The sequence below is a fragment of the Streptomyces rishiriensis genome, assembly GCF_030815485.1.
GTDB classification, from domain to species: Bacteria; Actinomycetota; Actinomycetes; order Streptomycetales; family Streptomycetaceae; genus Streptomyces; species Streptomyces rishiriensis_A.
On record NZ_JAUSWV010000002.1, the window covers coordinates 354153 to 367314 of the forward strand.

At 74.6% G+C, this 13162-nt stretch carries 1 protein-coding gene and 1 pseudogene; one reads left to right on the forward strand and one right to left on the reverse strand.

Translation table 11 applies throughout. From position 1 onward, the window contains the following. Window positions 1–97: 97 nt before the first annotated feature. Entirely contained in the window at window positions 98–12391 is a 12294-nt protein-coding gene (locus QF030_RS03890; RefSeq protein ID WP_307161229.1) for a non-ribosomal peptide synthetase/type I polyketide synthase, read from the reverse strand. A gap of 333 nt (window positions 12392–12724) precedes the next feature. Here QF030_RS03890 and QF030_RS03895 point away from each other — a divergent pair. After that, window positions 12725–12841, forward strand: a pseudogene (locus QF030_RS03895) (NAD(P)-dependent oxidoreductase); the annotation flags it as partial. Window positions 12842–13162 lie beyond the last annotated feature (321 nt).

A 13162-nucleotide genomic window follows, 5' to 3' on the forward strand; every position in this document is an offset into this window, starting at 1 on the left:
CGGACCGCCCGTACCGTGAGAAGCGCCCGGCCACCTGACCGGCGCACGGCTCGGTGCACCGCTCACCCGGCGCACCGCCGACATGACCCGGACGGCGTCACCATCCGGTACGCCGCGCGTGCGTGAACGGATGCGGATCGACTGTGCTGCCGTGCAGGTGCGGCGGTGCCGCTTCCAGGCCGGCCTCGCCCATGGCGTTCCAGTAGTCCAGCGCGGTGCGGGCGTGGACCAGTCCGTGCACCAGGGGCACATCCGCTCCGGAGGCGTGCAGCAGGGACTCCGCCCGGCAAGAGGCGAGGGTCCCCTCCAGCCACTGCCGCGCGAGATGGTCCGCGGTGGCGCCGGCCGGCAGTGCGGCCTCGAGATGCCGTTCGGTCGCGCCGACGGCGAGCAGACCGCCGCCGACCACGAGGACATCCCCGCGTTCCCGCATCCGGGTGAGGGCGCGGCCGGTGTCGAAGCAGTGCGGGAACGAGTCGTCGACGACCGTCGTGCCGGGCCGGAGCCGGTCGATGTCGAGCAGGGTGCCCCCGCCGCTGACCGCGGCGATGATCAGGTCCGCCTCGTACACGGCCGGTGGCAACGCGGACGGGGTGGACTCGACCGTGTCGATGCCGGCGGGGCCGCGTCCCCCGCGCAGCCGGTCGGCGAGGTCCCTCAGCCGGGGACCGCTGCCCGGCGCGTCGCACAGCAGCAGTCGGCGCGGGGGGCGTGGTCCGCGGTCCAGGAGGAGTTCCAGCGAGGAGGCGCCGATCGACCCGAGGCCGACGACCGCCACATCGAGGTCGGCCAGATCCTGGCCCGTGGTGTCCAGCACCGCGTGCACGGTCTTCACCACGGACACCACGGTCGCGGCGTGCCCGGTGGTGACGGCCGCCGACCCCGCAGAAGTCGCGCGAAGCACGTCGAAGCCGTAGCCCGTCAGGGAGGGGATGATGCCCGCCAGGGAGACGCACCGGGCGCCCTCGCGGGAGGCCAGGTCGACGGCGCGGGCGGTGTGCGCCACCAGGCCCACCCCACCGGCGAGTTCGTCGGCGAACCGGGGAAGGGCGACGAAGCCCGACCGCCCCAGTGGGGTCACCACCGTCTCCAGCAGGCGAGGGCCCCCGTCGGGGAACAGCAGCGCGCGCAGGTCCTCGCGCGGCAGTGCCGCCTCGGGGATGCCCGCCAGCCGGGCAAGGTGGGCGGGCGCCGGCAGGTAGCCGACGAGCGCGGCGTCCAGGGAGCGAGTGGCGGTGACCGGGCGGGGTGTGGTGGTGACCGGGCGGGGTGCGCTCCGCCCGGTGGTCACGTCGGTCGCGGCGGTGAGGTCGGCGTGCAGTGCCTCCGCGAAGTCGGCGAGCGCCTGCGCGGTGAGCGCGGCCGACGAGGCGCGCACGGTGATCCGCAGGCGGTCGCCTTCCGGCCGCGCCGCCATGAACACGTCCGTACCTGCCGCCGGCGGCGTGAACTCGCTGCCTCCGTCGTCCCAGGACACCCGCAGGGACCGGGCGTCCCACGAGCCCAGTGCGGTGAAGTCCAGGAAGGTGAAGAAGAACTGGGAGGTGAGCGGAAGGCCGTGGGCGTCGCGTGGGGTGACGCCGGTGTGCCGCTGGGCGTCGACGGATTCGGTCAGGATGCGCCGCAGGTCCTCGGTGAAGTCGCGTGGCCTGCCCGACGCGCTGCCCGGGACGCCTCGCGCCGGACGTACCGGCACGGCGCGGGCGTACGGGCCGAAGACCCGGTCAATGTCGGGCTGCGGATTGTCGCGGCCGGTGACGGCGAGGCCGATGATCAGGTCGTCCTGACCGGTCAGCCGCGTCAGCGCACGGTAGTAGGCAGTGAGCACCGGCGCGTGGAGCGTGGCGCCCGCGTCGGCGGCCATGCGGCGCAGCCGGGCCACCTGATCCGCTTCGAGTATGAGGTCATGGGACACGTACGGTCCGGTTCCGGCCTTGTTCACGTCGTCCCGGTGCGGCAATCCGCGCAGGCGCGGCCGTGGGTAGGGCGCTTCCAGGCGGGCCCGGCGTTCGTCCGTCTCATCCGTCTCGTCCGCCTCGTCCGGCGCGACGCCGGTGGCGGACGCCGGTTCGGTCCCGATGGCGGCGAGGCGGACGGCGTGGTCGCGGAAGGTGCCGCGAAGTGCGGGCAGAGCAATGGGTTCGCCGACGGCGAGCGCGTCATACACCGCTGTCAGTTCGGTGATGAGGAGGGCTGCGCTGTAACCGTCGCCGATGAGGTGGTGGGCGTGGACGATCAGGACGTGCTGCCGCGGTGCGAGGGTGAGCAGTCGCAGGCGCAGCAGAGGCCACGCCCACGGTTCGAGGCGGCGGCACCGCTCGGCGGTGATCCGCTCCTGCACCTGGTGGGGACCGTCGAGGGTCTCGAAGTCGACCGGCAGCCGCAGCGTGGCCGGCAGTTCCTGCTGAACCGGCGGCCTGGCCCCGGCGGGGAAGACCGTGCGCAGCATCGGGTGCCGCGCCACCAGGGTGTCCACCGCCGACTGGAAAAGGTCGGACTTTACTTCACCCGTCAGCGTCAGGCGGGCCAGCCAGGAGGAGTCCGTCCCTGGCGCGAGGGCCTCGGCGAGGAGGAAGCCACGCTGGCCGGGCGTGACAGGGAAGGGGTCGGACGGCCCCGGACCGTCGGTGCGGTGCGGCGCGGCGCCGGGGGTGTCGGCGCGGTTCCCGGCCTGCGCGGTATCGAGCACCGCGGCGAGCGCGGCGAGTGTGCGGTGGGCGTAGACGACGGTCGGGCGGGGCAGTGGGCTCCCGTGCTCCTCCAGGCGGGCGAAGACCCGCAGGATGAGTAGGGAGTCGCCGCCCAGTTCGAAGAAGTCGTCCTCCCGGTGCACCACGTCGACGTCGAGGAGGCCGCGCCAGACGGCGGCCAGCCGGACTTCGGTCGGTGTCACCGGGAGGCTTGCGCCGCGTGCGGGCTCCTCCTTCGAAGGGGTGTCCGAGGGACCGCCGTCGCGCGGACCGAGGAGCGCGCGGCGGTCGATCTTCCCGGTGCCGGTGAGCGGGAAGGACGTCACGGGCGTGATCCGGGCCGGCAGCATGTACGGCGGCAGGCTGTCTGCCAGGTGCCGCCGCAGGGCCACGGCGGAGGGCGGCGCGGCATCCGGCACCGAGGTGACGAAGGCGACCAGCCGGTCGTTGTCGGCCAGCGCGATGGCGTGCGCCACGTCCGGGTGGGTGCGCAGAGCCGCCTCGACCTCGCCCGGTTCGACGCGGTGTCCGCGGATCTTGACCTGGTCGTCGAGGCGTCCGAGGAACTCCAGGGTGCCGTCCTCGCGCAGGCGGGCGCGGTCCCCGCTGCGGTACCAACGCCGGCCGTCCCGGACGACGAACGCGGCGTCGGTGAGTGCCGGGTCGCCCAGGTATCCGGGGCTCAGGCCGATGCCGGAGATGAGCAGCTCTCCCGCCTCACCGTGTGCGGCGGGCTTGTCGCCGGGGCCGGCGACGAGCAGTTCGGTACCGGCGACCGGACGGCCGATCGGCAGGGTGCGGACCTCGTCGCCGGGGCGGGAGCCGATGATGTGACAGGTGGCGTTGATGGTCGTCTCGGTGGGCCCGTAGAGGTTGCTGACGCGCGGTCCCTCGCCGAACAGGTCGAACCAGCGGCGTACCCAGTTGGCGGGGAGGGCCTCGCCGCCGACGTGGATCCATCGCAGGGCGGACAGGTCGGGTCGGGTCCCGCCTCGCCCGACCTGTGCCTCGGCCGCCGTGAGCAGTCGTTCCCAAAGGCTCGGCACGGAGCTCCACACGGTGATACGCGCCTGTTCGACGTGGTCCAGCAGCAGCTCCGGGTCGCGGACCAGAGCACCGGGGACGGGAACCACTGTGGCCCCCGCCAGCAGGGGTGCGAGCAGTTGCCGCACGGAGGCGTCGAAGCAGGGGGAGGCCGTGTTGGCCAGCCGGTCGCCGGGACCGTAGCCGAAGGTGCGGACCGACCAGTCCAGGTAGTTCTCCATCGAACGGTGGGTGATGGGCACGGCCTTGGGACGGCCGGTGGAGCCGGAGGTGAAGATGACGTAGGCGGTGGCGTCTGCCGGGGGCGGGGCGGGCGCGGGCCCGGACGCCCTGCCGTGAGGCGCCTCCGCCTCCGGCGGTATGGCTTCGATCGGGACGAGTCCCGTGCCGGTCAGCCGGCCGGCCGCCTCACGGGTCGCGGCGTCGTGGACGACGGTGTGCGCGCCCGTGCGGGCAAGCTGCTCGGTCAGCCGAGCGCGAGGGTGACTCGCGTCCAGCGGCACCCACCCCGCCCCGGCGCGCAGGATGCCCACCACGCCGGTCACGGTGTCCGCACCGGGCTCGGTCAGCAGACCCACCAAGTGGCCGCGGGCCACCCCCTGGGCGCGGAGGCGCGCCGCGAGCGCGCCGGAGGCCTCGTCGAGGGCTGCGTAGGTGAGGCGGGCGGTGCCGCTGTCGACGGCGAGCGCGTCGGGGGTCGCGCGGAAGCGGTCGAGGAGCCGAGCGACAAGGTTCGCCGATGGTGCCCCCTGTTGCTCCGGCTCCGGCTCCGCCTCGGTCGCCGCGCAACCGTCCAGCGGCCTGTCCCGTGCCGTCGTCCGGTCCGTGGGGCGGGCGAACTCCACCAGTTCCTCGCGGTACTCGACCGACATACGCGCGAGGGTCCGCGGGGTGAACAGACGGACAGGGACGTTCCAGGAGAGCCTCAGCAGCGGGCCGTCCTCCCAGCAGAGCAGTCCGAGGCGGGTCGCCGCGGAGCCGGTGCCCGCGGCGGTCGGCCGCGCCGCCACGGGGCAGTCCGCCGCCGGTGTCGCTGGGAAATGGGCGAGGCTGAAGCTTGCCGGGCTCGCCGTACGCGGGCCCGGATGCTCAACGGGCACGAGCCGGGCGACGTCAAGACTCGTGAGAGTGCCGTGCCGCTCGCACTCCAGCCAGTCGCCGCGCAACCGCCGGGCCAGCGCGGCGAGCGGTTCGTCCGGGTCGACGTCGCACAGCAGCGGCAGGGTGTCGGCGAGCGGGCCCACCAGCCGGTCCAGGCCGTCGAGGCGAGCATCGCGCCGGGCACGGGCGACGTTCACGGTGACGTCCCGTCGGCCGCTCCAGCGCGCCAGGCACCGGACGTAGGCGGCGAGCAGCAGGTGGAACAGCGTGACGTCGTGGTCGGCGGCGCGTCGCCGCAGCGCTGCGGTGACCTCTTCGTCGATCAGGCCTGGGTGGGCGGTCAGCGGTGCCGAGGGCACGTGCGCGGCATCGCCGTCGTAGGGCAGGGCCAGCGGTGCACCGCGTCGGGACAGCAGGTCCGACCAGTGGGCCAGGTCCGACACACGGGCGGCGGACGGTTCGCTGTCGGCAGCGGCCCAGACGGCGAAGTCGGTCCGCAACGACGGCAGACCACCGGCCGCTCGTCCCCGTGCCAGGGCCGAGTACAGCGCCCACAGCTCGGTGGCCAGCACGTTCAGGCTGTAGCCGTCACCGGCCACATGGTGGATCACCAGCACGAGATGCGCGAGGTCAGCGCTCTCCCGCAGGACCAGGGCGCGCAATGGAGGCTCGGCGGCCAGGTCGAACGGCCGGTTGGCCAGGGCGGCCTCCAGCTTCTCCACCTGAGGGGCGGCACCGCGCTCACCGCGCTCGTGCACCTCGTACCATCCGGACACGGGTGTCGCGTCGGCGATGAGCTGGGCCGGCTGCCCCTCGTCGTCCCGGACGCGCAGGCGAAGCATGGGATGCCGGTCGGCGAGGGCCGCGAGCGCCCGGCCGAGCAGGTCGGTGTCGAGAGGGCCGGTCACCGTTTGCCGGACCCAGCCGCGAGCGGGCAGGTCAGGGTAAAGCCGACTGCTGGTGTGCAGGGCCAGCTGTACCGGCGTGAGCGGGAACGGCGTGCCGCACGGGACGGTCGGCCTGCCGGGGTCCTCCGGCGTGAGCGGGGAACCGGCTTCCGCGGCGGGTCGGGCGTCGAGGTGGGCGGCCAGCTCGCGCACGGTCCGGTGCTCGAAGAACAGCGTGGCGGGCAGCGTCCGGTCCAGCTCGCGTTCCAGGCGTTTGACGAGGTCGACCGCGGTGAGCGAGTCGAGGCCGAGGGAGAGGAACGGCTGATCGTCGGTGACGGCGTCGGCGTCCAGGCTCAGCGCCTCGGCGAGCAGGGTCCGCAGGACGGTGCCGGTCACGGCCGTCGTGGCGAAGGACGCGGCCGTCCGTCCGGGGTGGGGTCGCGCCGGGGCGGATCGGGTCGGGCCCAGCGCCGCCGGCAGAGCGGCGGACGAGCGCGGGGCCGTTTCCGGCGTCGGTGCCGCGAGGTCGGCGACCACCAGCTGGGCCGGGTCGAGAGCGCAGGCCGTCCGCAGCGCGTCCAGGGCGTCGGCGGTGGACAGCGCTCGGCCACCGCGCGGCGACAGCCCGCCCGCGGGCAGCTCGGCGGCCAGCCCCGTCCCGGCGAACGGGCCGAGGTTCAGCGCCGTCCACGGGCGTCCGGCCAGGCGCTCGGCGGCGGCGAAGGCGTCCAGGTAGGCGTTGGCCCCCGCGTAGTCACCCAGTCCGCCCGCCAGGCCCGGCAGCACCGAGGACACCGAGGAGAACGCCACGCAGATTGCCGGACGCAGGCGCTGCCGACGCAGGACCCGCGCCAGCAGACGCGTGCCGTCGGTCTTGGCGGCGAACGTGGCCGCCGACTCCTCGGCCGTTGTGGCCCGCAACGAACCCGGCCGGACGACACCCGCCGCGTGGAACACCGCGTCGAGCCGCGCCAGCCGGGACAGCAGGGCGACCACGTCCTCCTCCACGGAGACGTCTCCCGTGACGTAGCGCGCCGTGGCTCCCAGCGCCGCGAGATCCTGCAGCAGCCCGGTCGGCGGTTGCGGTGAGCGGCCCGTGAGGATGAGGGTGGGCCTGCCCCGGCGCGCCAGGTCCCGGGCCAGGGCGCCCCCGATGCCACCGGCTCCGCCCGTGATGAGGTAGGTGCCGTCGGCGGGCAGCGGGTGCCGTCCGGGCCGTACGTCCGTCAGCGGTTCTACGCCGCGTGTCAGCCGGTGTCCCGCACGCCATGCCACGGTGGCGGGCCGCTCATGCGCCGCGGCCCCGTGAGGGGTGCCCAGTTCGGTCAGTACGGCTTCGAGCCGCTGTGCGGGGCTGTCCAGCGAGGACAGGTCGGCCGCGGTCACCCGTACACCGGGGGTCTCCGGTGCGACCGCGAGAGCGAGCCCGGCGAGCAGGGCCTGCGCGGGGCGCGGTGGTGTGGCGGTCCGGCCGGTGGCATGGGCGTCCTCGGTCAGCAGCAGCAGGTGTCCTGCGCCCGTCCGGTCCAGCAGGGCGAGCGCCTCGTGGAGCGCCGCGCGCTCGACCGCTCCGGTGACGGCGCGACCGGCACCCGGGGAGCCGGCGAGGACGACGACGGTGTCGGCCGTGTCCGCCGGTCCGTCCGGCCTCACCACGCGCGCGCCTCGCTCGGCCAGCGACTGTTCGAGTTCGCGCACGCGGGCACGGTCCGGCCCGGTGACCACGACTCTCCCGGCCGCTCCCGGCCCCTGCCCGGCGGGCACCGTCGGGGCGGGGGCGTCCCGCCATATGACCCGGTGCAGCAACCGACTCGTCGCCCGCTCGGGCCAGTGACGCGCGCGCTGGTAGGGGTAGGTGGGCAGCGCGACCCGTCGGCCGCCCGGGGCGAGCGCGGTCCGGTCGGCGCCGGCGCCCCGGACCCACAGCCGGCCCACCACCTCGAGCAGTCCCTCATGGGTCGCCCGGACAGCAACCGCCCCGTCGGCAGGCACCTCCGTGGCGACCGGCAGCGTCACGACGTCCCGCGTGCGTATGGTCCCCAGCGCCGTCCCGTCACCGGTGTCGCGCGCGATCGCCCGCACGAGGTGCGAAAGTTCCGCTCCCGGCCCGAGCTCGACGAACGTGTCGTACCCGGCGGCGAGCAGGCGATCCACGGAGGCGCCGAAAAGCACCGGGTACAGGGCGTGCGCCCGCAGGTGCGCCGCGTCGAGGGAGGGCTGCCAGTCGGCCGTGAGGGTACTGAGCAGCGGCACGGACGCGGCGGTGGGCACCATGCGGCGTGCGGCGTCCTCGAGCGGTCCGGCGACCGGTTCCATGAGCGGGGAGTGGAAGGCGTGCGACACCCGCAGTCGGCGCGCGGCGACACCTCTCTCGGACAGTTCCTCCAGGGCCCGCCGCACCGCACCCTCGCTGCCGGAGATCACCAGTCGGTCGCGGCCGTTGCGGGCGGCGACCGCGAGCCGCCCACGCGACGCGGCCACCAGTCCGGCGACGACATCCTCACCGCCGCGCACGGCGGCCATGGCGCCGGGTTCGGTGAGCGCGCCCATCAGCCGTCCGCGCTCGGCGGCGAACGTCACCGCGTCCTCGAGGGACAGCGTGCCGCCGACACAGGCGGCGGTGATCTCCCCGACGCTGTGCCCGGCGACCGCGTCGGGCTCGACACCCCAGTCGCGCAACTGCCGGGCGAGCGCCACACCGAACGTGACGAGCAGGGGCTGCGCCACCTCGGTCCGCGCGAGCTCGGCGGGGTCGGCGGCCTCGTCCAGGCACCAGTCGGCCAGCGTGCGCCCACGGATCGGGCCCAGCAGCCGGGACGCCTCCTCCACCGTGTCCTGGACGACACCGGCCGTCGCATGGAGGGCGCGTGCCACGGCGGGGCGCTGCGTCCCCTGGCCGGGGAACAGGAAGACGACACGGGGACGGGAACCGGCCCTCCCCGTGAAGGACCCCCGGACGGGGGACGTGCCGTCGGCGCCCGGCGCGGTGGCGGATGCCGTCGGGTGCTCCCCCGCGCGTCGGGGCGAAGCGGCGGACACCGTGCTCGGCGCCGTCGACCCCTCGCCGCGCCCGGTCGCCGCCGGGTCACCGGACTGCGCGGGGCGCCGTGCTGCCAGCGCGGCCAGACGGCCCCGCAGGTCGCCGTCGGCGAGAACCGCCAGGCGGTACGGCTTGTCGTCCCGGGCCGTGCCGGCCGTCAGGCACGCGTCAGCCTCGTCGATCTCCGGGTGGTCCCGCAGATGGGCGTCCAGGTCACGGACCGCGGCGTGCAGGGCGGACTCGCTCGCGGCCGAGAGAGTGAGGAGCCGGGGCCCCGGTGCCGCGTCGGCGGGTTCCGGGGTGATGACCGGTTCGGGGGCTTGTTCCACGACGGCGTGCGCGTTGGTGCCGCCGAAGCCGAAGGCGTTGATGCCTGCGACGCGGGGCCCGTCCGACACCCATGCCGTGGTCTCGGTGACGACCTGGAAGCCCGCGTGCTCCGGCAGCGGCGAGGCGGGCGCGCTGTGCAGGGACGCGGGCAGCCTGCCGTGCCGCAACGCGAGCACCGTCTTGACCAGCGCGGGGAGGGCGGCGGCGTTGAGCAGGTGACCGATGTTGGTCTTGACCGAGCCCAGCAGGCGCGGTCGCCCGTCGGCCCGTGCGGGGAAGGCGTGGGAGAGCGACTGCAGTTCGGTCGGGTCGCCGATGGCCGTGCCGGTACCGTGGGCCTCGACGTACGTCACCGCCGCGGGGTCGACGTCGGCCGCTTCGAGTGCGGCGGTGATGACCTCATGCTGGCGGCGGGGGTTGGGCGCCATGAGACCGAGCGAGGTGCCGTCGTTGTTGACGGCGGTGCCGCGCACCACCGCGAGGACCTCGTCGTCGCCGCGCCGGGCGTCGTCCAGACGTCGCAGGACCAGGACCGCACCTCCCTCGCCGGGCACGAACCCGTCGGCGGCGGTACTGAAGGCGCGGCTGCGACCGGTCGGAGACAGCGCCTGTGCCGCCTCCAGCATCCGGTGCGCGTGCGGCGTGAGGTGCAGGTTGACCCCGCCGACGAGGGCGAGGTCGCACTCGCCGTCCAGCAGGCTGCGGCGTGCGAGGTGCAGCGCCACCAGCGCGGAGGAGCAGGCGGTGTCGACGGCCATCGCCGGGCCGTCCAGGTCGAGGACCTGGGACACTCGGGCCGCGACGAGGTTCGGCAGGTTTCCGGTCAGCGCCAGGGCGGCAGGGGCGGTGTCCTCGCCCAGCGCCCGCCGCAGCACCTCGCGATAGCCGCTGTCCCCCACCGCGGCGAAAACGCCGACGCGGTGCCCGCCCCGCCGGGTCCCGGCGTAACCGGCCCGTTCCATCGCCTCGTGGGCGAGTTCCAGGAAAACCCTGGCCTGCGGGTCGAGGGTTTCGGCCTCCTCGTCACCGATGCCGAAGCAGGCGGCGTCGAAGGCGGCCGGGTCGTCGAGGAAAGCGCCCCACCGCTCGGTGGGCCGCGGATCCGGAGCGGTGTCGTTCCACCGGTCGGCGGGCACGGTGGTGACCAAGTCGCGCCCTTGGACCAGCAGGTCCCAGAAGGCCTCGGGGGTGTCGGCGCCGGGGAAGCGGCAGGACATCCCGACGACGGCGACGCCGGAGGAGGTATGCGGCGGGCGGGGTCGCGCGGCGAGGCCGGTCCGGCCCGCCGGCGGCGCCGTCCCGGCGGCACGCTGGGCGTGCTCCGCGGTGATGACGTGGTCCGCCAGGGCGGCGACCGTGCCCTGCCGCATGACGGAGGGCTCCAGGACGACGCCGAGGGTGTCCTCCAGCGCGGCGAGCACCTCCATCGCCTTCAGCGACGTACCGCCGAGGCCGCGGAAGGTGTCCTCGTCGCCGACGGCGGAGGCGGGAACGCCGAGCACGGTGGACCAGACGTCCCGCACCGCACGCTCGGTCTCGGTGCGCGAGCGTGGGGTGCCGCCGGGCCGCGTCGACGCGTCGCCCGCCGCACCTCGCGGGCCGGTGGAACCGTCGGCCTCGGATGTGTGGGGCTTCCGCCCGGACGGAGCGGCCACCGGGGGGTGGGCCACGGCGTCCGCGTACTCCCCCGCCTCGAAACGCGTCCGCATCACGTGTCGTCGCAGCTTGCCGCTCGTCGTGCGGGGGAACGCGGCAGGCGGCAGGGCAAGCACCCGCACATCATCGTGGTACAGGACCTCACCGACTCGGGCCGCCAGCCGTTCCAGCACGTCGGGCGCTGTCGCCGGCGGCCGAGCCCAGGGCACGAACACCACGACGCGCTCATCACCGTGTACCGGGTCGGTCGATCCGACCACGGCCGGGGTGCCGGGCGGCAGTCCGGGCGTGGTGGCGGCCACCCCTTCCAGGTCCGGTGCGTGGAAGCTACGGCCGTTGAGGAACAGCACGTCCTTGTGGCGCCCGCTGACGCACAGCCGTCCGTCCCGCAGGAACCCCAGGTCGCCGGTGCGCACCCAGCCGTCGCGGAAGGTCTCGGCCGTGACGTCGGGCTGCCGGTGGTAGCCGCGTGCGAGTTGCGGTCCGCGCACCTCGATGTGGCCCACTCTCCGCTCGTCCAGGACATGTCCCTCGTCGTCGACGATGCGCACGGCGCAGCCCGGCACCGGACGGCCCACGTCCATCAGCTCCACGGCCCCGTCCGGCCGGTCCGCGTCCACCACCAGGCCGGTGCTGAGCGCCGCCCTGTCCAGGACGAGCGGCTCGGCCACCTCGCCGAGCGAGGGGAAGGCCACCGCGAGCGTCGCCTCGGCCAGTCCGTAGACCGGCTGAGCGGCCTCGGACCGCAGGCCGGCCGGCCGGGTCTTGCGGGCGAAGTCCCGCCAGACGGCTGCCGAGATCGGCTCGGCCCCCACCAGCAGGAGGCGTACGGAGGTGAGGTCGAGCCGGGCGACGGCCTCGTCGGGGACGCGCCGGACCACTAGAGCGAGGGCGAAGTTGGCCGCCGACAGGACGGTGGCGCGGTGGGCCGCCGCCGTTTCGAACCAGATGCCCGGTCTTCTGGCGAACGTCATCGGCCCGATCTTCACCTGCTTCGCGCGGGCGGCGAGGGGTGCCAGGTGAGTGCCGATGAGCCCCATGTCGTGGAAGTACGGCATCCAGCTCACCACCACGTCCCCCGCCGTGAGGGCGGAAGCCGCGCGTATCTGCTCCAGGTTGGCGAGTACCGCGCGGTGCGTCAGTTCGACGCCCTTGGGGCTGCCGGTGCTGCCGGAGGAGAACTGGACGAACGCGAGGTCGTCGGGCCCGCACGCCGCGGGGCGGACGAGGGGCGGGGCCTTTCGCAGCTCGTCAAGGCGCAACACCTCGACGCTGCCGGGAAGTTGGGCTGCCCACGCTTCGCATGCCTCATCGACGACGACGGGCGGTCGGCCCAACTGCTCCCGGACGGGCAGAACACGGTGTGCGTCCGCGGCAAGCGGGACCGGCACCAGGCCGGCCGCGAGCGCGCCCCAGAACAGCTGCTGGAAGTCCTCGCTGCGATCCGCCACCAAGGGCAGGCACGTTCCCGGCTCGACACCCGCCGCGCGCAGCCCGCCGGCCACGCGCCAGGCCTGCGCCACGAGTTCGCGCAGCGTGACAGTCAGTTCGCTCCCATCGGGGCGGACGTGCACCACGACTTGTCCGGGCGCCTCATGAGCGGCGTCCACCAGTAGGTCCAGCAGGGTCGTATCGCTCATGGGTCCGTTCTCGATCGGGCCGGTGGTCTACAGGCTTTCCGGCGCCCTCGGCCGGCCGGAAGCGGCCGCATCGGACTTGCGCCCAAGCGGCCCGCACGGCAGCCGCGGCCCGCTTGGTACGCCGGGCTGCCACGGCCTTTTTCTGGATGGTCAGGGCCGTATTCTCCGGCACGCGCGCAGTCACCGCCGGGGCGGGTCTGCCCTCACCCTAGCCGCCGTCGTGACCCGGTGCCGCGGGCCGGCCGCCGCACGAAAGCTCCTGCGTGGGTGGCTCCACACACGTGCGTTTGCCCACCGGCGGATGTGATCGGCCTGGGCGCCATAAGACTTCCCATGGCGCGCCGCCTGGCCGCTGAACTGCCCGTGCCCGTCTACGACATCGCCGCCGACCGGCGAGCCGCGCTCGCCCCTTCCGAGGCCGCCCGAGCGACCGCGTCCCCGGCCGAGGCCGCTCGTGACGCCGACGTCGTCGTGCTCGCCGTACCCGACCAAGCGCAGGTCGAAGGCGTTCGTCGCCCTCATGGTCGTCAGCGTCGGTGTCGCGCTCGCCGCGGGCGTGCCCGCCACCGACCTGGTGAAGACCGTCGAGGACGGCACGGGGGGGCGCCCTCGGGCACATCGCCACCCTCATCGCCCTGGGCGCGATGATCGGCCGGATCATCGAACTCTCCGGCGGTGCCCACGCGTTCACGCACTCCCTCGTCGAGGGATCCGGCTCCCGCAGAGCTCTTTCGCGTTCGCGCCACGTGCCTTCGAGCAGACGGTGCGGCG